Source organism: Achromobacter sp. RTa, from assembly GCF_000757485.1.
GTDB lineage: Bacteria > Pseudomonadota > Gammaproteobacteria > Burkholderiales > Burkholderiaceae_B > Achromobacter.
On sequence record NZ_JPYO01000019.1, the window covers coordinates 1 to 21092 of the forward strand.

Annotated in this window: 19 protein-coding genes; 10 read left to right on the forward strand and 9 right to left on the reverse strand. The window is 65.9% G+C overall.

Going from position 1 to position 21092, the window contains the following annotated elements; translation table 11 throughout:
- Positions 1–130: 130 nt before the first annotated feature.
- The 5 genes from JL37_RS06220 to JL37_RS06240 all read left to right on the forward strand — a co-directional run bounded on the left by JL37_RS06220 (position 131) and on the right by JL37_RS06240 (position 5050).
- Positions 131–832, forward strand: coding sequence for a c-type cytochrome (locus JL37_RS06220; protein WP_043542703.1), 702 nt, complete (start codon positions 131–133; stop codon positions 830–832).
- The gene (locus JL37_RS06225) at positions 829–1749 is read left to right on the forward strand and encodes a c-type cytochrome (protein WP_043542704.1); all 921 of its coding nucleotides are present in this window, start codon (positions 829–831) and stop codon (positions 1747–1749) included. The genes JL37_RS06220 and JL37_RS06225 overlap by 4 nt, the downstream gene beginning before the upstream one ends.
- A gap of 103 nt (positions 1750–1852) precedes the next feature.
- The gene (gene gmk, locus JL37_RS06230; protein WP_081954987.1) at positions 1853–2485 is read left to right on the forward strand and encodes a guanylate kinase; all 633 of its coding nucleotides are present in this window, start codon (positions 1853–1855) and stop codon (positions 2483–2485) included.
- Positions 2486–2529: 44 nt separating this feature from the next.
- Positions 2530–2733 (forward strand): DNA-directed RNA polymerase subunit omega, encoded by a 204-nt coding sequence (gene rpoZ / locus JL37_RS06235; RefSeq protein ID WP_006219679.1) that lies wholly within the window; start codon positions 2530–2532, stop codon positions 2731–2733.
- 22 nt (positions 2734–2755) lie between these two features.
- Complete coding sequence (locus JL37_RS06240) at positions 2756–5050, forward strand: bifunctional (p)ppGpp synthetase/guanosine-3',5'-bis(diphosphate) 3'-pyrophosphohydrolase (RefSeq protein ID WP_043542705.1); 2295 nt, start codon at positions 2756–2758, stop codon at positions 5048–5050.
- A 165-nt stretch (positions 5051–5215) separates the two neighbouring features.
- Here JL37_RS06240 and glnQ read toward each other — a convergent pair whose 3' ends face one another.
- From glnQ to glnH, 3 genes are all read right to left on the reverse strand, one after another.
- A complete protein-coding gene (glnQ, locus tag JL37_RS06245) occupies positions 5216–5944 on the reverse strand; it encodes a glutamine ABC transporter ATP-binding protein GlnQ (RefSeq protein ID WP_043542706.1) in 729 nt (242 codons plus the stop codon).
- On the reverse strand, positions 5941–6597 hold the full coding sequence (glnP, locus tag JL37_RS06250) for a glutamine ABC transporter permease GlnP (protein ID WP_043542707.1): 657 nt from the start codon (positions 6595–6597) through the stop codon (positions 5941–5943). The genes glnQ and glnP overlap by 4 nt, the downstream gene beginning before the upstream one ends.
- Positions 6598–6685: 88 nt before the next feature.
- Complete coding sequence (gene glnH / locus JL37_RS06255; protein WP_043542708.1) at positions 6686–7438, reverse strand: glutamine ABC transporter substrate-binding protein GlnH; 753 nt, start codon at positions 7436–7438, stop codon at positions 6686–6688.
- A gap of 166 nt (positions 7439–7604) precedes the next feature.
- On the opposite strand from glnH, the gene JL37_RS06260 reads away from it, so the two are divergent.
- On the forward strand, positions 7605–8645 hold the full coding sequence (locus JL37_RS06260) for a C45 family peptidase (RefSeq protein ID WP_043542709.1): 1041 nt from the start codon (positions 7605–7607) through the stop codon (positions 8643–8645).
- 176 nt (positions 8646–8821) lie between these two features.
- Here the strand turns inward: JL37_RS06260 and JL37_RS06265 are convergent, their stop codons facing one another.
- The 3 genes from JL37_RS06265 to nudC form a co-directional block, all read right to left on the reverse strand.
- On the reverse strand, positions 8822–12445 hold the full coding sequence (locus JL37_RS06265) for a hydantoinase B/oxoprolinase family protein (RefSeq protein ID WP_043542711.1): 3624 nt from the start codon (positions 12443–12445) through the stop codon (positions 8822–8824).
- Positions 12446–12538: 93 nt separating this feature from the next.
- Entirely contained in the window at positions 12539–13048 is a 510-nt protein-coding gene (locus JL37_RS06270; protein ID WP_043542712.1) for a winged helix DNA-binding protein, read from the reverse strand.
- 136 nt (positions 13049–13184) lie between these two features.
- Positions 13185–13955 carry an NAD(+) diphosphatase gene (gene nudC / locus JL37_RS06275; RefSeq protein WP_043542713.1) on the reverse strand — a complete coding sequence of 257 codons (771 nt, stop codon included), beginning with the start codon at positions 13953–13955 and terminating at the stop codon, positions 13185–13187.
- Positions 13956–14234: 279 nt separating this feature from the next.
- Here nudC and JL37_RS06280 point away from each other — a divergent pair, with 279 nt between their 5' ends.
- From JL37_RS06280 to JL37_RS06295, 4 genes are all read left to right on the forward strand, one after another.
- Positions 14235–15209 carry a TRAP transporter substrate-binding protein gene (locus tag JL37_RS06280; RefSeq protein WP_043542714.1) on the forward strand — a complete coding sequence of 325 codons (975 nt, stop codon included), beginning with the start codon at positions 14235–14237 and terminating at the stop codon, positions 15207–15209.
- Between the two features lie 7 nt (positions 15210–15216).
- The gene (locus JL37_RS06285; protein ID WP_043542715.1) at positions 15217–15717 is read left to right on the forward strand and encodes a TRAP transporter small permease; all 501 of its coding nucleotides are present in this window, start codon (positions 15217–15219) and stop codon (positions 15715–15717) included.
- Entirely contained in the window at positions 15710–17011 is a 1302-nt protein-coding gene (locus tag JL37_RS06290; RefSeq protein ID WP_043542716.1) for a TRAP transporter large permease, read from the forward strand. The genes JL37_RS06285 and JL37_RS06290 overlap by 8 nt, the downstream gene beginning before the upstream one ends.
- Before the next feature lie 334 nt (positions 17012–17345).
- Positions 17346–18419: a porin gene (locus JL37_RS06295; protein ID WP_043542717.1), complete on the forward strand. Its 1074-nt coding sequence runs from the start codon at positions 17346–17348 to the stop codon at positions 18417–18419.
- Between the two features lie 266 nt (positions 18420–18685).
- On the opposite strand, the gene JL37_RS06300 is transcribed toward JL37_RS06295, so the two are convergent.
- Genes JL37_RS06300 through JL37_RS06310 form a run of 3 tightly spaced genes read right to left on the reverse strand, consistent with a single transcriptional unit; the run spans position 18686 to position 21090 of the window.
- Positions 18686–19393 carry an ABC transporter ATP-binding protein gene (locus JL37_RS06300; protein ID WP_043542719.1) on the reverse strand — a complete coding sequence of 236 codons (708 nt, stop codon included), beginning with the start codon at positions 19391–19393 and terminating at the stop codon, positions 18686–18688.
- A gap of 4 nt (positions 19394–19397) precedes the next feature.
- Positions 19398–20120, reverse strand: a complete 723-nt coding sequence (locus JL37_RS06305) for an ABC transporter ATP-binding protein (protein ID WP_043542720.1) — start codon at positions 20118–20120, stop codon at positions 19398–19400.
- Positions 20101–21090: a branched-chain amino acid ABC transporter permease gene (locus tag JL37_RS06310; RefSeq protein ID WP_043542721.1), complete on the reverse strand. Its 990-nt coding sequence runs from the start codon at positions 21088–21090 to the stop codon at positions 20101–20103. Before JL37_RS06310 ends, JL37_RS06305 begins: the two co-directional genes overlap by 20 nt.
- Positions 21091–21092 lie beyond the last annotated feature (2 nt).

The window sequence follows — 21092 nt, forward strand, 5'->3', positions numbered from 1 at the left end:
GTTCCAGTTGCAAAGCCGGCGCCGTCCGCGCCATCAAATGGACAATCTCGTGTTGATCCGTCACAAGTATTTATATAATTATTAGAAATTAGCTTATTACCAAAAATCCAATACCTATGGAGCAGGTTCCATGTCCCGATCCTTACCCGGCGCGCTGATCCTGGGCGCGCTGTTCGCCGCCTCGTCCGGCGCGCAAAGCGCGCCGGACGGCAAGCAGATCAGCGCCCAGGGCGCCAACGGCGCGCCCGCCTGTATCACCTGCCACGGAGCCCGTGGCGAAGGCAATCCGGCCGCCGGCTTTCCGCAATTGGCGGGCATGGGCGGGCGGTACCTGGAGGAGCAGCTGAACGCCATGGCCAATGGCTCGCGCGTCAGCCCGGTCATGGCCGCGACCGCCAAGGCGCTGGATCCAGCCCAGCGCCAGGCCGTGGCGCGCTACTACGCCGCGCTGCCATCCGCGCTGGACACCGACCGGCTCGCCGCCACCGCCATGCATCCGGTCAAGCCCGCCGACACCGGCGCCTGGCTCGCCACGCGCGGAGCCTGGGACAAGAACGTGCCCGCCTGCAACCAATGCCACGGCCCCGGCGGCATCGGCGTAGGCGAGAACTTCCCCGCCCTGGCCGGACAGCCTGCCGCCTATATAGCGGGCCAGTTGCGCGCCTGGCGCCAGGGCCAGCGCCCGCCCGGCCCGCTGGGCCTGATGCCGGCGGTAGCCACCCGGCTCTCCGACGACGAGATCGACGCCGTCTCCGCCTACTATGCCGGCCTGCCCAAGGCAGCCGACACGCTTGCCGCGCAAGCCAACGCCTCCGCCGGAGCCAAGCAATGACCATCGTCCGCCTGCGCCTCCTGCTCGCCGCCGCCGGCCTCGCCGCCTCCGCGTCCCTCCACGCCGCCGAGCCCCGCCCTGCTTTCACGCCGCCTTCGGCCGCCTCGCTGCCCGACACCGACTTCGGCAAGACCGTGCGCCAAGGCGAGCAGATCTTCCTGCATACGCCCCAACTGGCCGGCAAATTCGTCGGCAACGACCTGAACTGCGCAAGCTGCCACTTGGACGCCGGCCGGCGCCCCGATTCGGCTCCGATGTGGGCCGCCTATGTGCTGTACCCCGCATATCGCGCGAAGAACGGCCACGTGAACACGCTGGCCGAACGCCTGCAAGGCTGCTTCCGCTTCAGCATGAACGGCAAGGCGCCGCCCGCGGACGACCCGACCCTCACCGCGCTGCAGACCTATATGTTCTGGCTGGCCAGCAAGGCGCCCACCGGCGTGGTGCTGGAAGGCCAGGGCTACCGCAAGCTGCCGCCGCCGGCCCGCAAGGCCGACTACCTGCGCGGCAGCGAGGTATACGCGCAGTACTGCGCCGTGTGCCACGGCGCCGAAGGCCAGGGCCAGAAGAACGGCAAGCACTGGGTCTTCCCCGCGCTGTGGGGGCCGGACTCCTTCAACTGGGGCGCGGGCATGCACCAGATCGGCAACGCCGCCGGCTTCATCAAGGCCAATATGCCGCTCGGACAGGCCGGCATGCTGAGCGACCAGGAAGCGTGGGACGTCGCCTATTTCATGAACGCCCATGAACGCCCGCAGGATCCGCGCTACACGGAATCGGTGGCCGCGACCCGGGCCAAATACCACGACTCCGACGATTCCCTGTACGGGATCGAAGTCAACGGCCATCTGCTCGGCAGCGGCGCACCCGCGTCCGGCGGCAAGCTCGGCGCGGCCGCCGCTAAGGCCGGCGGCTGAGCGAAGCTCGGCGGGCTACGCGCGGCCCGGCAGGGTTTTTCCTCCTGCCGGGCCGCGCGATTTGCTATCCTTTCAGTCTTAGCACCAAGCCCGATAACAATTCATGCACGCCAATCCCGGAAACGTCTTCATGGTCGTCGCGCCCAGCGGCGCCGGCAAGTCCAGCCTGGTCAAGGCCTTGCTGCAGCAAGACCCTTCCATCCTGCTCTCCATTTCCTGCACTACCCGCGCCCCTCGTCCCGGCGAACAAGACGGCCGCGAGTACCGTTTCGTGTCCACGGACGAATTCCAGCGCCTGCGCGAAGCGCAGAACCTGCTGGAATGGGCGGAGGTGCACGGCAATTTCTACGGCACGCCGCGCGACCGCATCGACGAGGCCACGCGCGCCGGGCGCGACGTGCTGCTCGAAATCGATTGGCAGGGCGCGCGCCAAGTCAGGCAGCGCTTTCCGGGCGCGATCGGCGTCTTCGTTCTGCCGCCCTCGATCGAAGAACTCGAGAGCCGCCTGAAGGCGCGCGGCCAGGACGAGCCGCAAGTCATCGCGCGCCGGCTGATGGCTGCGGGCGGCGAAATCGCCCACGCGCCTGAATGCGAATATGTTATTATTAATCAAGAATTTAGCGTAGCCTTGTCGGAACTGACTCAAATCGTCAGCGCCGCGCGGCTGCGTTTTTCGTCTCAGGCCGCCCGCCACAGCCAGTTGTTCTCGCAACTCGGCATCCCGGCCGAACACTGAGCCGAACGCGTTCTCCCTATCCTCCATCAGCACCAGGTGTCCTAATGGCTCGCATTACCGTCGAAGACTGTCTGAATCAAATCCCCAACCGTTTCAAGCTCACGCTGGCCGCTACCTACCGCGCCCGCGAGCTGGCGCAAGGCCATGCCCCGCGCCTGGACAGCAAAGACAAGCCCACGGTCACTGCCCTGCGCGAAATCGCGGGCGGCCTCACCGGCGTGGAAATGCTGCGTAAAGTTCCCACCTGATCATCTCCGGGGGGCGGCAAGCATGGCTTTTCCCGGGCTGAAGTACGCTTCATCTGGTCTGCTTGCCGCGCTGCGTGCCGGCTCCCGTCTCGGGCGCCGCACCGGCAAGAAAGACAAGAACCTCTCCGCGCCACCGTCCGTCGCCGCTCAAGAAGCGGCGGACGCGACCGCCTCTCCGGTCGCTTCCCTGGCGCCGCTGACCGAAATCATCGGCAGCTATCTCGACAAGAAAGACGTAGAGCGTGTGCGCGAAGCCTATCGCTTCGCCGACCAGGCGCATCTGGGCCAGTTCCGCGCCAGCGGTTCGCCCTATATCTCGCACCCCATCGCCGTCACCGAAATCTGCGCCGGCTGGAAGCTCGACGTCAACGCCTTGTCCGCCGCCCTGCTTCACGATGTCATGGAAGACCAGGGCATCGCCAAGCATGAGCTTGCCGAGAAATTCGGGCCCGAAGTCGCCGAACTGGTCGACGGACTGTCCAAACTCGACCGCCTGGACTTCGCCACCAAGGCCGAACAGCAGGCAGAGAGCTTCCGCAAGATGCTGCTGGCGATGGCGCGCGACGTGCGCGTCATCCTCATCAAGCTGGCCGACCGCCTGCACAATATGCGCACGCTGGATGCGGTCAACCCTGAAAAGCGCCGCCGCATCGCGCGCGAAACGCTGGACATCTACGCGCCCATCGCGCACCGCCTGGGCCTGAACCTGCTGTTCCGCGAACTCCAGGACCTGTGCTTCGCGGCGATGTACCCGAACCGCTACCAGGTGCTGTACAAGGCCGTGCTGGCCGCGCGCGGCAACCGCCGCGAAGTCATTACCAAGATCGCCGATTCGGTGCGCGCCGCGCTGCCCGCCGCCGGTATCGAGGCCGAGGTCACCGGGCGCGAAAAGACGCTGTTCGGCATCTACCGCAAGATGGTCGACCAGAAGAAATCGTTCTCCGACGTGCTCGACATCTACGGCTTCCGCGTCATCGTGCACACGCTGCCGGAATGCTATCTGGCGCTGGGCACGCTGCACCAGCTGTACCGCCCGGTCCCGGGCAAGTTCAAGGACTACATCGCCATTCCCAAGGTGAACGGCTACCAGTCCCTGCACACCACACTGGTCGGCCCCTACGGCACGCCCGTCGAATTCCAGTTCCGCACGCGCGACATGCATCATGTGGCGGAAGAAGGCGTCGCTTCGCACTGGCTGTACAAGGGCGCCGACCTGACCCTCAACGACCTGCAGAAACGCACCCACCAGTGGCTGCAATCGCTGCTGGACATCCAGAGCCAGACCGGCGATTCCGGCGAGTTCCTGGAGCACGTCAAGGTCGATCTTTTCCCCGACGCGGTCTACGTGTTCACGCCGCGCGGCAAGATCATTTCCCTGCCGCGGGGCGCCACGCCGGTGGATTTCGCCTACGCGATCCACACCGACATCGGCAACCAGGCAGTGGCGGCCAAGGTCAATGGCGAGTTCGTGCCGCTGCGCACCGAGCTCAACAGCGGCGACACGGTTGAAATCGTCACCTCGCCCGCTTCCCGCCCGAACGCGCAGTGGCTCAACTACGTGCGCACCGGCCGCGCCCGCTCCGAAATCCGCCACTACCTGCGCACCGTCAAGTATGAGGAATCGGTGGCATTCGGCGAACGCCTGCTGGGCCAGGCGCTGCAGGAACTGCGCATGCCCCTGCCCGCCACCGACGATCCCGCCTGGCAGAAGCTTGCTCGCAGCACCGGCGCCAGCTCCCGCGAGGAAATCCTGGCCGATATCGGGCTGGGCAAGCGCCTGGCGGCCGTCGTGGCCCGCCGCTTCGCACCCGAGCACCAGTTGGTCGCCACCACGGCGGCGGCCGTGGACGAGCTGACCTCGGCGCGCAGCGCTCCCATCCTGATCCAGGGCAACGAAGGCCAAGCCGTGCAGCTGGCGCCCTGCTGCGGCCCGCTGCCGGGCGACCCGATCGTCGCGGGCATGCGCATGGGGCACGGGCTGGTGGTGCATACCGCCGACTGCCCCGTCGCCCTGCGCCAGCGCCTGCGCGAACCGGAACGCTGGATCAACGTGGCGTGGGATGCCCACACCGCCAAGCACCTGGCCACCCGCCTGGATATCGTCACGCGCAACGAGCGCGGCGTGCTGGGGCGCCTGGCCGCCGAAGTCACCGCCGCGGACGCGAACATCATGCACGTCACGATGCACGATGACGCGGTTTCGACGGTATCCCTGCACCTGACCATCCAGGTGGACAGCCGCAAGCACCTGGCGCAGGTGATCCGCGCCATCCGGCACGTGCCGCAAGTGCAGAAGATCGTGCGGGTGAAGGGGTAGTTTCTATCGGGGTGTCAGACACCCGGGAGCACTGGCGTAAGGTGCCGGTTTTCTCGTAAGGGTGTCAGACACTTGAGAAGCCGCCTTCCGTTTCAGGTGTCTGATACCCCTACGAGACGCCGCTCCAAGCCTGGCAGACGTCCACGGGTGTCTGACACCCCCCCTTCAAGCCACGTGCTGCAAAAAATCCTTCAGGCGCTGGCTGGGAGGGTTGCCGAGCAGTTCGGCCGGCGGCCCGTCGTGGGCGATCTTGCCCGCGTCGATGAAGATCAGGCGGCTGCCTACCCTGCGCGCAAATTCCATTTCGTGCGTGACGACCACCATCGTCATGCCCTCTTCCGCCAGATCCCGCATGACCTTGAGCACTTCGTGGCGCAGCTCCGGATCCAGGGCCGACGTGGGCTCGTCGAACAGCATCAGCTTGGGCTTGATCGCCAGGGCGCGCGCGATCGCGACGCGCTGCTGCTGCCCGCCTGAGAGCTCGGCCGGATAGTGGTTCATGCGCTCGGCCAGGCCGACCTTGGCCAGCAGGCTCTCGGCCAGCTCGCGCGCCTCGGCGCGGCTTTGGCCCCGCGTATGCACGGGGCCGAACATGACGTTCTCCAGCGCCGTCATCTGCGGAAACAGGTTGAACTGCTGGAACACCATGCCGGCCTCGCGCCGGATCTCGCGCACTTGCGCCGCGCTGCCGTTCACGCTCAGGCCGTCCACCAGCAAATCGCCATCGTTGATGGTCTCTAGGACGTTGATGCAGCGCAGGAACGTGGACTTGCCGGAGCCGGACGGGCCAACCACCACCACGACCTCGCCCGCATCGATGTTCAGCGAAATCCCGTCGAGCACCGTGGACTCGCCGAAGCGCTTGGTGACGTTGTGAAATTCGACCATGCTCATAGTATGCGCATCCTCTTTTCCACCAGATGCAGGCTCAGCGCCATCAGACCGGTCAGGATCAGGTAAACGATGGCGACCGCCGACCAGATCTCGACCGCGCGGAAGTTGCTGGCCATGATCTCCTGGCCCTGCCGGGTCAGTTCAGCCACGCCGATCACGATGAAGAGCGAGGAATCCTTCAAGCTGATGATGCACTGGTTGCCCAGCGGCGGGATCATGCGCCGGAACGCCACCGGCCCGATGATATGGAAGAGAATCTTGTGGAACGGCAGCCCCATGGCCTGGCCGGCTTCCTTCAGGCCCTTGTGCACCGACAGCAGCGAACCGCGCACGATCTCGGAAATGTAGGCGCCCGAATTGATGATCAGCGTGGCGATGGCGGCCCATTCCGCATCCACCCGGATGTCCGCCAGCAGGGGCAAGGCGAAGTAGATGAACATCACCTGCACGACGATGGGAGTTCCGCGGATGATCGCGACATAGACCTGCGCGATGGCCGACAGGATGGGATGCCCGTAGGCTCGGGTCACGCCCGATAGCGCTCCAAGCAGGAAGCCGCCGAACAAGCCCCAGAAGGTGATCTTGATGGTCATCAGCGTACCCTCGAGCAAATTGGGTAGCGCGTCTCTGATTACAGCCCAGTCAAACTCCACGATATTCCCCCCTGGATCCGGCATTGCGGCCAACTGAGGCCGGCGCCCGCTGGCCGCGGGCGCCCAGAAAGCGATTCAGCCCCGGCGGTCAGGGCTTCTTGCCGAACCACTTCTCGTAGATGGCGTCGTACTGGCCGTTGGCCTTCAGCGTGGCGAGCGCCTTGTTCACCTGGGGCACCAGCTCGCTGCCCTTGGGGAAGGCGATGCCGTAGAAATCACCGCTCTTGACGGAACCCACCACCTTCACGCGGCCCTTGCCCGCCGTGTTGGCGTAGTACTGCACGTTGGGCGTGTCGTGCACGGCAGCGTCGACGCGGCCCGTGGCCAGTTCCAGGTAGGCGTTGTCGATGTTCGGGAACAGCTTGAGCTTGGCGTCCGGCACCTGGGCCTTCAGGAAGTCCACGGTGGCGGTGCCGGTCTTGACCGCGACGGTCTTGCCGGACAGCGACTTCGCGTCCTTGATGTCGGTGTTCTTCTCGCCCACCAGGATGGCCAGGCCGCTTTCGTAGTAGGGATCGGAGAAGTCGATGACCTTCTTGCGGTCGTCGCGGATGGTGATGCCGGCCAGCGCCGCATCGATGTTCTTGGTCTGCAGGCCGGGAATGATGCCGGCGAAGTCCATCGGCTGCAGCTTGTACTTCAGGTTGAGTTCCTTGGCGATTGCCGCCCAGAGATCGACGTCGAAGCCCGTGTAGGTGTTCCCCTGCTTGAACTCGAACGGAACGAAAGCGGTATCGGTGGCCACCACCAATTCCTTGCCTTGGGCATGGGCGCCGGAGGCGGCGCCGAACATGGCCACGGACAGGCCGACCAGCGCGGCGGCGACTTTGCGTTTGATCATGAAACTCTCCTCTTGGGGACCGTCGGCACCCCGGGGTTGTTGTAGGGGCATGATTCCTGGGCTACGCCGGGGTCACCGGAGCAACTTACTGGGGATCTTAACGCATCCGTCCCCACCCGGTGGAGCTTAGAAAAATTACAATCCGCTGGACACCCGGAGATTCCCCATGGCCTACAAATACGAACGCATCGCCGGAAACCGGCGCCAGGTCGGCCTGGCGCTGGGCAAACTGGCACGCCCGATCATGTCCACCTACCTGGAGCAAAGCGGCACATGGGAGGCCCTGCGGCCGTGGCGCGGCCACCGCTTCCTGGATGAACTCGCGCAGCAGGCGCAGGCGGCCGTTCCCGCCATCTGGGAAGAGCTCGAGGGGCTGGCCGAAGGGCTGCGTCTGCCGTTCGAGGACGTGCTGCTCTGGAACTGCCGCGGCGATCTCCTGCACAGCACGGCCGACGGCTGCACGTCCGTCGCTCTGAAGACCCCGGACGGCGCGCGCTGGATCGCCCACAACGAAGACGGCGACCCTTATCTGCGCGGGCGCTGCTGCCTGGTGGACGTGGCGCTGGAAGACGCGCCGGGCTATCTCAGCTTCTATTACCCCGGCTCCCTGCCCGGCCACACTTTCGGCGCCAACCGCGCCGGCCTGGTCCAGACCATCAATAATCTGCGCACGCGCCAGCGGCATCCGGGCGTGCCGCGCATGCTGCTGGCCCGCGCCGCCCTGGATTGCTCCACGCTGGACGACGCCCTGGCGCTGCTGCGCGACCTGCCACATTCGGGAGGGTTCCACCACCTGCTGGGAGCCGCGGGCGACCCGCGCCTGTTCAGCGTGGAGGCTGTTCCCGGCGCCATCTCCATCCTCGAAACCGGCACCCGTTACGGCCACTCCAACCACATGGTGCACGCCGAGACCCGCGGGCTGGCCCAGATCGTCACCGACTCGTCCCGAGCCCGCCAGAACCGCATCGAAAGAATCGTGGACGGCTGGTCCGCCGGCGCCGGCAGCGAGGACCTGCTGGACGCCCTGCACGACACCGAGGGCGACCTGCCCATCCTGCGCACCGCGCAGGATGATCCCGACGAGGAAAACACCCTGGCCACGGCGGTCTTCGAAATCCGCGACGACGAGGTCACGCTGCGGGTCTACGATCGCAAGCGCAAGGCGGAAATCGCCCTGGATGTGATGTCCGACCCGGACGAGCCGTAGGATGGGTGTAGCGCGGCAGTTCCTGGGGGAGAACTCAGGTATCCAGCGCGCGCAACCCATGCGGCCGTGGGCGGATTGTTTTCAGCCGATCCCCGGCACAATCCATTCCCTGCCGCGTGGGTTGCGCGCGCTGGAGGTCGATGTTCTAGCTTAAGGACTCTCGCGCTACATCCATCCTACCGTTGCCCGTAGCCGCCGCCTCCGGGGGTTTCGATCACGAACACGTCGCCGGGCTGCAACTGCGCGCTGTCCTGCGGGCCCAGCTCTTCGATGGTGCCATCCACCCGCTCGACCGAGTTGCGTCCCATCGCGCCCGGCTGCCCGCCCGCCAAGCCAAACGGCGCATAGCGCCGGTTGTTCGAGAGGATGGCCGCGGTCATGTCTTCCAGGAAACGAATACGGCGGACGCCGCCTTCGCCGCCGGGATAACGTCCCGCTCCACCCGAGCCCTTGCGGATCTCGTAGGACTCCAGGCGCACCGGGAAGCGGAACTCCAGCACTTCCGGATCCGTCAGGCGGGAGTTCGTCATGTGCGCCTGCACCACCGACGTGCCGGCAAAGCCCTCATCGCGCGGTCCCGCGGCGTCGATGCGCACCGGGCCGGCGCCCGTGCCGCCCGAGATGGTCTCGTAGTACTGGTGGCGCGCGTTGCCGAACGTGAAGTTGTTCATCGTGCCCTGGCTGGCGGCCAGCACGCCCAGCGCGCCGTACAGCGCGTTGACGATGCACATCGACGTTTCCACGTTGCCCGCCACCACCGAGGCCGGCGGATTCGGGCGCAGCATCGAGCCTTCCGGCAGGATGATGGACAGCGGCACGAGGCAGCCGTCGTTCAGCGGAATGTCGTCATTGACCAAGGTACGGAACACATACAGCACCGCTGCGACGGCGATCGCGCCGGGCGCGTTGAAGTTGTTGTCGAGCTGTTCCGACGTGCCGGTGAAGTCCACCACGGCGCTGCGAGCCTCGGTATCCACCCGCACCGCCACGCGGATCACCGCGCCGTTGTCCAGCGGATATTCGTAGCTGCCGTCCTTCAGCACCGAGATCACGCGGCGCACCGCCTCCTCGGCGTTGTCCTGCACGTGCCCCATGTAGGCCCGCACCACGTCCAGGCCGAAGTGGTCGCACATGCGCAGCAATTCCTGCACGCCCTTCTCGTTGGCGGCGATCTGCGCGTGCATGTCCGCGATGTTCTGATCGGGATTGCGCGCCGGCCAGCGGCCGGAACCCAGGATGGCGCGCGCGGCATCCTCGCGGAACTCGCCATTCTTCACCAGCTGGAAATTGGTGAAGAGCACGCCTTCGTCCTCCACCGTCCTGGAATCGGGCGGCATCGAACCGGGCGTAGTGCCGCCGATGTCGGCATGGTGGCCGCGCGATCCCACATAGAACAGGATCTCGCTTCCCGCGCGGTCGAACACCGGAGTAATGACCGTCACGTCCGGCAGGTGCGTGCCGCCGTGATAAGGATCGTTCACCACGTAGGCGTCGCCCGGCATCATGCGGCCGGCATTGGCGTTCATGACGGTGCGCACCGATTCGCCCATGGAACCCAGGTGGACCGGCATGTGCGGCGCGTTGGCGATCAGGCGGGCCTGGGCGTCGAAGATCGCGCAGGAGAAATCCAGGCGCTCCTTGATGTTCACCGAGTAGGCGGTGTTCTGCAGGCGGTAGCCCATCTGCTCCGCAATGGACATGAACAGATTGTTGAATACCTCCAGCATGACCGGGTCCGCCTGCGTGCCGACGGCGCGGCGCTCCGGACGCGCTTCGACGCGACGGATCACGAAATGGTCCTGCTGCGTCAGTTCTGCCTGCCAGCCGGCCTCGACCACCGTCGTCTGGTTGGGCTCGGAAATGAGGGCGGGCCCGGGCACCACATCGCCGCCCGCCATGTCCTCGCGCACATACAGGGGCGTGTCGCGCCATGCGCCGCCGCTATACATGCGCACATTGCGGCGCGCGGCGAGCGCCCCCTCGCGCACCCGGGAGACAGACGCTTCGCCGACACGCTCGCCGCCGCCCGTGGCTTCGACCGAGATCGTTTCCACCACCAGTTCGCGGTTGGGCATGAGGAAGGAATAACGCTGGCGGTAGGCCGCCTCGAAATCCCTGCGCACCTGGTCCAGGTCCGAATAGGCCACTTCCAGCGCCGTATCCGTGCCGCGGTACTTCAGGTGCAGGCGGCGCTGTACGCCGATGTCGTTTTCGGCCACATGCTGGCGGCGCAGTTCGCCGACGGCCTGCCCGGCCAATTCGTCCAGTTCGCCCTGCAGGGCCTGCATCAGGTCCGCGTCCAGGATCTTCTCGACCGTCTTCTGGCGCATGTCGGTCTGATCGGCCAGGCCCATGCCGTAGGCCGACAGCACCCCGCCCAGCGGATGCGCGAACACGGTCGTCATGCCCAGCGCGTCGGCCACCAGGCAGGCGTGTTGGCCGCCGGCGCCCCCGAACACGGTCAGCGCGTATTCAGTCACGTCGTGGCCGCGCTGCACCGAGATGCGCTTGATGGCCTCGGCCATGTTGCCCACCGCGATCTCGAGGAAGCCCTCGGCCAGCTGCTCGGGCGTCATGTCGCGGCCGGTGGCCGCGCGCACTTCGCCGGCCATGGCCTGGAAGCGCTCGACGACCGCGTCGCGGTCCAGCGCCTCGTTGGCGTCCGGACCGAAGACCTTGGGGAAGAAGTCCGGCTGGATCTTGCCCAGCAGGACGTTGCAGTCCGTCACGGCCAGCGGGCCGCCCCGGCGATAGCAGGCCGGACCGGGATTGGCGCCCGCCGAATCCGGGCCCACGCGCAGGCGCGCGCCGTCGAAATGCAGGATGGAGCCGCCGCCCGCGGCGACGGTGTGGATGCTCATCATCGGCGCGCGCATGCGCACGCCGGCCACCTGGGTCTCGAACTCGCGCTCGAACTCGCCCGCGTAGTGCGACACGTCCGTGGACGTACCGCCCATGTCGAAGCCGATGACCTTGGGAAAGCCCGCGGTTTCGCTGGTGCGCACCATGCCGACGATGCCGCCGGCGGGCCCGGACAGGATGGCGTCCTTGCCGCGGAAGCGGTGCGCATCCGTCAGGCCGCCGCTGGACTGCATGAACATCAGGCGGATGCCCGGCAGCTCGCCGGCCACCTGGTCCACGTAGCGCATCAGGATGGGCGACAGATAGGCGTCCACCACGGTGGTGTCGCCGCGAGAAACGAATTTGATCAGCGGACTGACCTCGTGCGAGGCCGAGACCTGCGGAAAGCCGATATCGCGCGCGATGCGAGCGGCGCGCGCCTCATGTTCCGGCGCATGCCAGGCGTGCATGAACACGATCGCGACGGCGCGGATGCCAGAGTCGTAGGCCGCCTGCATGCCGGCGCGCAGGCCTGCCTCGTCCAGGTCGCGGATCACCTCGCCATCGGCCGCCACGCGCTCGTCGGCCTCGAAGACGGATTCGTAGAGCATCTCGGGCAGCACGACGTTGCGGTCGAACAGGCGCGGCCGGTTCTGGTACGCAATGCGCAGCCCATCCCGGAAGCCCCGCGTCGTCACCAGCAGGGTGCGCTCGCCCTTGCGCTCGAGCAGCGCATTCGTGGCGACCGTGGTGCCCATCTTCACGCATTCGACCTGATCGGCCGGCACGGGCTGCCCTGGCGCGATACCCAGCAGCTTGCGGATGCCGGCGACAGCGGCGTCGCGGTACTGCTCGGGGTTCTCCGACAGCATTTTCGCCGTGGTGGTCGTGCCGTCGGGACGACGCGCAACGATGTCGGTAAAGGTGCCCCCACGATCAATCCAGAATTGCCACTTCATAGGTGTCCTTGGTAACAAGAGGCCGCCACGGCGCGTTCGGCCGCGGGCGGTTGCGGGTGACGGGGCCATGCCCCGAATGTTGGTGAATGCGGTTCAGAGAGAGGTGGCCGCGCGGGCCGCCTGGTCGTACAGCCCGGACAGCGCGCGCAGCGTGTGCGCCAGCTGGCGGCTGAATTCCAGCCCGCCTCCGCCTGGCGCATCCAGGCCGGAGGTCAGGCATTGCTCGCGGATCTCGGCGTAGCGGGCGAGTTTGGCCGCGCCCTCGTCCGTGACGCTGTAGAACACTTCCTTGCTGCTGCGCTCGCCCTTGACCACGCCGAGCCGCTCCAGCTTCTTGAGCGCATAGTTGACGATATGGGTGTCTTCGACGTTCAGCGTGAAGCAGATGTCCGCCAGCTTCTTGGGACGCTGCCGGTGGTAGACATGATGGAACACCATCACGTCGGTCGCCGTCAGGTCCGGCAGGCCCGCCGCCGCCATGCAGCGCACGGTCCAGCGGTCGAAGGCGTGGCCGGCGATCATCAGCCCGAATTCCACCTCGGACAGGTCGGGCGCGCTGCCGCTGGCGAGGTGGGCCGAGGAAGCGATCAAAGCGGGTGTCATGGCAGGCGTAGAACAAGTTTATCTACGCAAAATACTAATAATTTATCGATAATTCATCAATAAAAAACTGCCAGCATATGGCGGGATCTCCCTCTTTCAAGGGAATACCCCTAGATGGCGTTCCGCAGGATGGCGGTTAAGGCGCGGACCAGCCCATGGGCAGGTTGGCCCGGATGAGCGAACCCGCGATGGAAATCCGGGCCGCGATTTCCGGCATCGCGTCGCCCGGCCCAAACCAGCGCGCGTCCGCGATCTCGTCCTCCTGGACCCGGATGTCGCCCGATACGTAGTCCGCCGTGAACGCGACCATCAGCGAATGCGGGAATGGCCAGGACTGGCTGCCGAAATACTGGAGGTTGCCGACCTTCAGCCCGACCTCTTCGTAGACCTCGCGATGTATGGTCTGCTCGATGCTCTCTCCCGGCTCGACGAAGCCGGCCAGAGCCGTGTAGCGGGAGGTGGCCGTCGTGGTGTGCCGCGCCAGCAGGATGCTGTCGCCCTTGCGGATCAGCACCATCATGGCGGGCGAAATGCGCGGATACGCGGAGAAGCCGCAGGACGGGCAGCGCAGGCAGAACTCCGTGGGCAGCCGTTCGGCCGGCGTTCCACAGACGCCGCAGAAACGGTGCGTGCGCGCCCATTCCGCAATCTGATACGCGCGGCCGGCCAGCGCCATGCGCTCGTCGTCCAGCACGCCGAACAGCGAACGCAGCTTCCGGAACGCATACCCCTGCGGCGCGTCGACGCCGGGCTCGACGTGGACGGTGCGATGGGGGGAATCGGGCTGTGCCCAGATCGGCTGCAGGATCTCGGCCCGCACGCCGATGCGCTCGCACAGGGCCATGTCCGGCAGCACGCTGGACACTTCTTCAATCAATAACTCATCACGACGGAAAACGAAGTTCACGCAAGCCTCGGCAGATGCATTCGATAGCGCAATCTTAGAAGAAAAAAAGCCCCCCGGCCGAGCGTGGGCCGGGCTTGCGCAAAGATTGAACCCTCAAGCATCGGCCGCGTCTCGGCCTCCCTAGGAATAACCCGTAAAGTCGCGATTTCACGCGCCCCTCTGCCGCACGGCAACATAGAATGGCACGGCTTTTCAGCTGCGCGTCATTACCGCAGCGCTCTCTTTCGCAATGCCTATCGGGCTAAACCCGGCTTCACCATTTCGCAAGAAGGACCACCCATGCACAAGAAAATCTCCCTGTTGGCTGGCAGCATCGTCCTGGCGTTCAGCGCCGGCGCGCAGGCCCAGACGAAATGGGACCTGCCCAGCGCCTATCCCGCCAGCAACTTCCACGTCGAAAACCTGACCACGTTCATCAAGGACGTGGACACGCTGTCGGAAGGCAAGCTGAAGATCACGCTGCACAATAATGCGTCGCTGTACAAGGCGCCCGAAATCAAGCGCGCGGTGCAAGGCAACCAGGCCCAGATCGGCGAAATCCTGCTGACCAACTTCGCCAACGAAGACCCGATCTACGAACTGGACGGCCTGCCCTTCCTGGCCACCGGCTACGAAGCGTCGTTCAAGCTCTACCAGGCGCAAAAGCCCTTCCTGGAGAAGAAGCTGAACGCGCACGGCATGACGCTGCTGTACGCCGTGGCTTGGCCGCCGCAGGGCATTTTCGCCAACCGCGACATCAAGAAGGTCGCGGACATGAAGGGCCTGAAGTGGCGCGCATACAGCCCGGTGACGGCCAAGATCGCCGAACTGGTCGGCGCGCAGCCGGTCACGGTGCAGCAGGCCGAACTGGCCCAGGCCATGGCCACGGGCGTGATCGATTCCTACATGTCCTCGGCATCCACGGGCTACGACACCAAGACCTACGAGTACATCAAGAAGTTCTACGACACGCAGGCCTGGCTGCCGAAGAACGCCATCATCGTCAACAAGAAGGCGTTCGACGCGCTGGATCCGGCCACGCAGGCGGCCTTGAAGAAGGCGGGCGCCCAGGCCGAGGAACGCGGCTGGAAGCTGTCCGAGGAAAAGAACAAGTGGTACCAGCAAGAGCTGGCCAAGAACGGCATGGAAACCATCCAGCCCACCGTCGAGCTGAAGGAAGGCCTGTCGGTGATCGGCAAGCGCATGCTGGACGACTGGCTGAAGAAGGCCGGCGCGGACGGCCAGGCCATGATCGACGCTTACAAGAAGCAGTGATTTTCCCATGCGCCGCTTTCTAGATGGTCTTTACGGCGCGGCCGGCCTGCTGGCCGGCCTGTGCACGATCGGCGTACTGGTGTCGGTGCTGGCCGCGATCATCGCGCGCCAGCTCAACATGAACATACCCGGCACGGACGCCTATGCCGGGTATTTCATGGCCGCCGCCGGCTTTCTCGCCCTTTCCAGCACCTTCAAGCACGGCGAGCACATCCGCGTGACGCTGCTGCTCAATTCGCTGAATCCCGCCGCCAGCCGCCGGCTGGACATCTTCGCCCTGTCGGTCGGCTGCCTGCTGGCTGCCGCATTTGCGTTCTTCAGCATCAAGCTGACCTACGACTCCTGGCAGTTCAACGACATCTCCACGGCCAACGACGCCACCCCGCTCTGGATTCCGCAGATCACCATGGCGGTGGGCACGGTGCTGTTCCTGGTCGCCCTGATCGACGAACTGGTCCGACGCTCACGCGGCCTGGCCGCCGCAACTTCGCAGCAAACCCATGAATGAACTACTCGTCATAACCCTATTGGTCGTCTCGATCTTCGCGCTGCTGGGCTGCGGGGTCTGGGTCGGCCTGACCCTGGCGGGAACGGCGTGGATCGGCATGGAGATCTTCTCCAGCCGCCCGGCGGGCGACGCCATGGCCGTCACCATCTGGGGCGCGTCCTCCAGCTGGACGCTCACCGCCCTGCCGCTCTTCCTGTGGATGGGCGAAATCCTGTTCCGCACGCGCCTGTCCGAGGACTTGTTCAAGGGGCTGGCCCCCTGGCTCAACCGCCTGCCCGGCCGCCTGCTGCACACCAACGTGATAGGCTGCGCCATCTTCGCGGCGGTCTCCGGCTCTTCCGCTGCGACCTGCGCCACGGTGGGCAAGATGACCATCCCCGAGCTGAAGCGCCGCGGCTATCCCGAGGAGAAGATCCTCGGCACGCTGTCGGGCGCCGGCACGCTGGGCCTGCTCATACCGCCCTCGATCATCATGATCGTGTACGGGGTGGCGGCGGACGTCTCCATCGCCAAGCTGTTCATCGCCGGCATCCTGCCAGGACTGCTACTGGCGGCGCTGTTCATGGGCTACATCGCCTGGTGGGCGATCCGCAATCCGCGGGACGTACCCGCGGCCGATCCGGGCCTGTCGTTCATGGAAAAGCTGTCGCGCTCGCGGCACCTGATCCCGGTGATGCTGCTGATCGGAGCCGTGCTGGGCTCCATCTACACCGGCATCGCCACCGCGACGGAAGCCGCGGCGGTCGGCGTGGTGGGCGCCCTGATCCTGTCGGCGCTGCAAGGCTCGCTCAACCGGTCCACCTTCATGCAATCGCTGCTGGGCGCCACCCGGCTGTACTGCATGATCGCGCTGATCCTGGCGGGCGCGCAGTTCCTGACCCTGGCGATGGGCTACATCGGCCTGCCGCGCGCGCTGGCCGAATGGATCGGCGGCCTGGGCCTGTCCCAGTTCGGGCTGATCCTGGCGCTGATGGTGTTCTTCATCGTCCTCGGCTGCTTCCTGGACGGCATCTCCATCGTGGTGCTGACCATGGGAGTGCTGCTGCCGACCGTGCAGGCGGCCGGCATCGACCTGATCTGGTTCGGCATTTTCATCGTGTTCGTTGTGGAAATGGCACAGATCACGCCGCCCGTAGGGTTCAATCTGTTCGTTCTTTCCGGCATGAGCGGCAGGGAGTTGCCCTACATCGCGCGCGCCTCGCTGCCGATGTTCTTCCTGATGATCCTGGCCGTGCTGCTGCTTTATTTCATCCCGGGCATCGCGACCTGGCTGCCGCTGCACATGACCCTGTAAGGCTGCGCCGCGTTGCACGCAAACCCCGTTCCTGGAACGGGGTTTTTTATTTGGGCAGCGCGACCGGCCTGCCCCCGCCGCCTGTTTCCGCGTTCTGTAAACCCGGGAAAACGCCGAACGAATCCGCCCCCTGTTCCGCTTCCAACTTTTTTAGAATCCCCAGGCGCCCATGCGCCCTATCGGCATGGCGCGCATGTGCAACCGAGGCTGCCGCCCGGACCCGCGCTCATCCTAAGCGTCGGAGCGGCCGCCCAGCGCCTGGCAACCCGCCATGCGCAACAAGCCGGGCCACAAGCCTGGCGCAACTAAAACAGCTACACCTGGAGGAGCCCGCATGAAACGCATCACCCTATCCCTTGCCCTCGCCGGCATTGGCCTCGCAACGGCCGGCACGGCCGCGGCGGAAACCAGCGTCACCCTGTACGGCATCGCCGACGTCAGCATCCGCTACCTGAGCACCAGCGCAGGCAGCGTCGGCGAAGACGGCAGCCGCGTGTCGATGGAGAACGGCGCCATTTCCAACAGCCGCTGGGGCCTGCGCGGCTCGGAAGACCTGGGCGGCGGCAATCGCGCCTTCTTCCGGCTGGAAAACGGCATCAACCTGCAGAACGGCCGCGGCTCGGACACGAGCAAGGCGTTCAGCCGCCTGGCCTACGTGGGCCTGGACGGCGGCCAGATCGGGACCCTGACCCTGGGTCTGCAGAACACCCCCATGTTCGACCTGCTGGCCGATTATTTCGATCCGCTGACCGTAGGCAACTATGATCAGAACGCTTGGCTGCCCGCCGCGATGTCGCGGGTCCGCACGAACAACATGACCAAGTACGCCAATACGTTCGGCGATCTGTCCGTCGTGCTGTCCTGGGCCAACGGCGAAGACTGGGACGACCACAAGGCGGGCCAGCAATACGGCGCCAGCCTGCGCTACACCATCGGCCAACTGGGCCTGGGCGCGGCCTACCAGCAGACCTACGACGCGACGGATTCCGACCAGCGCCAGCGCGTATGGAACCTGAACGCCTCCTATCAGTTCGACGGCGCCAAGGTATTCGCCGGCTACTACAACGGCCGCGACGAAACCGGCTGGGTGAACGGCGTCATGGGCGGAACCACCACGGCCAGCCTGGACCGCAAGGACAACGGCTACTTCGCCGGCGTCACCTGGCAGGCCACCCCGCGCTGGGCCATTACCGGCGCCGCCTACTACGACCAGAGCAAGAACGTCGTGGAGGAAGGCGACAAGGGCAAGCGCTACGCGCTCGTCGCCGTGGCCGAGTACTCGCTGTCCAAGCGTTCGCAGCTGTACGGCACCGTGGACTGGAACAAGGTCAGTGACGCCGCCAGCGGCGAAATCGCCGGCAAGAGCAACCAGCTGGGCGCAGCCGTGGGGTTCAGGCATATTTTCTAACCCGATACTCCGAGTGTCTGACACCCTTACCTATACTCCGAGTGTCTGACACCCTTCCCGATACTCCGTGTGTCAGACACCCTTACGAAACGCCGGTAAAGCTGAAGCAGGCGTTCCCGGGTGTCTGACACCGGCTATATCTGAGGACGGCCATTCAAAGTCAGCCGGTGTCTGACACCCGGGAAGGGGTCTTCCAATGGGACGGGTGTCTCGTAAGGGTGTCAGACACACGGAGTACAGGTAAGGGTGTCAGACACACGGCGTACTTACATTCCCAAATACGCCTTTCTCACCTCATCCGAGGCCGCCAATTCCGCCGCTTCTCCCGATAGCGCCACCCGTCCGCTCTGCATCACGTAGGCGCGCGCCGCGACTTCCAGCGCCTGGGCCATGTTCTGCTCCACCAGCAGCACCGACAGCCCGTCATCGCGGTTCAGAGCCGCCAGCGCATCGAATACCTGCTCCACCAGCAAGGGCGACAAGCCCAGGCTGGGCTCGTCGATCAGGAGCAGGCGCGGGCCGCTCATCAGCGCCCGGCCGATAGCCAGCATCTGGCGCTCGCCCCCGGACATCGTGCCCGCCAGTTGCTCGCGCCGCTCCTTCAATCGCGGGAACAAGGCATAGACCCGACCCAGGCGCTCGCGGTAGACCCGCTCATCGCGCACCGTATAGGCTCCCAGGCGCAGGTTCTGCTCCACCGGCTGGCGCGCGAACACGCGCGCGCCTTCCGGGATCATGGAGATGCCCTGGGTCACCAGCCTGTCGGGCGGGGTGCCGGTGATGTCCTTCCCTTCGAAGATCACGCGGCCTTCCCTGGGCCTGACCGAGCCCACGATGGCCATCAAGGTGCTGGACTTGCCCGCGCCGTTGGCGCCCAGCAGCGCGGCGATCTCGCCCGGCCGGACTTCCAGCGACAAGCCGCGCACCGCCTGCACGCCGCCATAGGCCACGCTCAGGTTCTCGACTTTCAGCATCGCATCAGGCACGGTGCTTTCTCCCCAGATAGGCTTCGATGACGGCGGGATTGCGCACGATCTCCTGCGGCGCGCCCTCGGCGATCGTCTGCCCGAAGTTCAGCACCAGCACCCGCTGCGCCAGGCGCATGACCACCTCCAGCACGTGCTCCACGATGATGAGCGTGACGCCCGCGGCGTGTATGCCGCGCAAGATCTCGGTCAGCGCAATGGCTTCGGCTGGGTTGAGGCCGCCGGCCACTTCGTCGAGCAGCAGCATGCGCGGCTCCGTCGCCAGCGCGCGGGCGAGCTCGACCCGCTTCTGCCCGGCCACGTTGAGCTCCGCCGCCCGCACCTCGGCGCGGTCGGCCAGGCCGACAAGCTCCAGCACCCGGGCGGATTCCCGGCGGGCATCGGGCAGCCGCGGATGACGCAGCAGCGCGCCGACCATGGCGTTCTCCAGCACCGTCATCTGCCCGAAACTGCGGGGAATCTGATAGGTGCGGACCAGGCCCATGGCCGCCACCTGCTCAGGCCGCCTGCCGATCATGGATAGTCCGTCGAAGGTCACCGTGCCCGAGGTGGGCTCGTGGTGGCCCACCAGGCCGTTGAACAAGGTGCTCTTGCCCGCGCCGTTGGGGCCGATGATGGCGACGATTTCGCCCGCGTCCACGGACAGCGAAATGTCCTTGTTCGCCACCAGCCCGCCGAATCGCTTGGTCAGGTTCTTAACGTCCAGCAGAGCCACGGCGCCTCCTCAGTGTGACCAGTCCGCCCGGCAGGAACAGCGTGACCAGCAGAATGGCCAGGCCGAAAACCAGCAGGTCCAGACCCATGCCCGAACTGCCCCACAGCACACGCGTGCCCTCGGAGAGAGGGAGCAGCACCGCCGCCCCCAGCCAGGGCCCTACCAGCGTGCCCACGCCGCCCAGGATGGTCACCAGCACGACCTGCACGGACATCGTCAGGTTGAACATGGATTCCGGATCGATGAACCCCACGTACATGGCGAAGAAGCCGCCCCAGACGCCGGTCATGCCCGCGGAGATCACGAAGGCCAGCATCTTGTAGCGGTCCGCCGGCACGCCCAGGCTGCGCGAGGCGGCCTCGTCGCCGTTGATCGCGCGCCAGTAGAAGCCGGTCTTGGAATGCACCAGGAAGAACGTGGCGCAGAAGGTCAGGAACGCCAACCCCACGGCGATCAGGTAGTACGGCACCTTGCTGCGGAACAGCAGCATCCAGGCGGCGTCCCCGATGGGCGCCTCCAGGCCCACCGCGCCGCCCGCCCATTCCCAGTTGATCAGCAGCAGCAGGCCGATCTGCAGCAGCGCGATCGTGGCCATGGCGAAGTAATGGCCGGAAAGCCGCAAGGTGGGCCCGCCCACCAGCCACGCCAGCGCCGCGCTGATCAGCCCGCCCAGCGGAATGCCGAGCAGCGGCGTGAGCTTCAGGTGGTGCAGCAGGAGCAAGGTGGTGTAGCCCCCTACCCCCACGAACACGCTGTGGCCGAAGGAGATCCGTCCCAGGAAGCCGCCCACGAGGTTCCAGCACGCGCCCAGCGCGCCGAACATGATTGCCAGCAGCAGCACCTGCAGGGTAAAGGCGTCCGTCACCGCCAGCGGCACCAGCGCCATGGCGATGGCGGCCGCGGCCGCCGCCGCGACGGGCCATTTACGCACGCCCGAGGACTCGGTATCGATTTTCTGTGTCGTCTGCATCT

Coding starts and splice junctions, on each gene's coding strand:
- JL37_RS06300 (WP_043542719.1), bottom strand. CDS start 19,393: ATGCTGAAAGTCGAGAACCTGAGCGTGGCCTATGGCGGCGTGCAGGCG.
- JL37_RS06265 (WP_043542711.1), bottom strand. CDS start 12,445: ATGAAGTGGCAATTCTGGATTGATCGTGGGGGCACCTTTACCGACATC.
- JL37_RS06280 (WP_043542714.1), top strand. CDS start 14,235: ATGCACAAGAAAATCTCCCTGTTGGCTGGCAGCATCGTCCTGGCGTTC.
- JL37_RS06290 (WP_043542716.1), top strand. CDS start 15,710: ATGAATGAACTACTCGTCATAACCCTATTGGTCGTCTCGATCTTCGCG.
- glnH (WP_043542708.1), bottom strand. CDS start 7,438: ATGATCAAACGCAAAGTCGCCGCCGCGCTGGTCGGCCTGTCCGTGGCC.
- JL37_RS06240 (WP_043542705.1), top strand. CDS start 2,756: ATGGCTTTTCCCGGGCTGAAGTACGCTTCATCTGGTCTGCTTGCCGCG.
- rpoZ (WP_006219679.1), top strand. CDS start 2,530: ATGGCTCGCATTACCGTCGAAGACTGTCTGAATCAAATCCCCAACCGT.
- JL37_RS06310 (WP_043542721.1), bottom strand. CDS start 21,090: ATGCAGACGACACAGAAAATCGATACCGAGTCCTCGGGCGTGCGTAAA.
- JL37_RS06270 (WP_043542712.1), bottom strand. CDS start 13,048: ATGACACCCGCTTTGATCGCTTCCTCGGCCCACCTCGCCAGCGGCAGC.
- JL37_RS06260 (WP_043542709.1), top strand. CDS start 7,605: ATGGCCTACAAATACGAACGCATCGCCGGAAACCGGCGCCAGGTCGGC.
- JL37_RS06295 (WP_043542717.1), top strand. CDS start 17,346: ATGAAACGCATCACCCTATCCCTTGCCCTCGCCGGCATTGGCCTCGCA.
- gmk (WP_081954987.1), top strand. CDS start 1,853: ATGCACGCCAATCCCGGAAACGTCTTCATGGTCGTCGCGCCCAGCGGC.
- glnQ (WP_043542706.1), bottom strand. CDS start 5,944: ATGAGCATGGTCGAATTTCACAACGTCACCAAGCGCTTCGGCGAGTCC.
- JL37_RS06285 (WP_043542715.1), top strand. CDS start 15,217: ATGCGCCGCTTTCTAGATGGTCTTTACGGCGCGGCCGGCCTGCTGGCC.
- JL37_RS06220 (WP_043542703.1), top strand. CDS start 131: ATGTCCCGATCCTTACCCGGCGCGCTGATCCTGGGCGCGCTGTTCGCC.
- JL37_RS06225 (WP_043542704.1), top strand. CDS start 829: ATGACCATCGTCCGCCTGCGCCTCCTGCTCGCCGCCGCCGGCCTCGCC.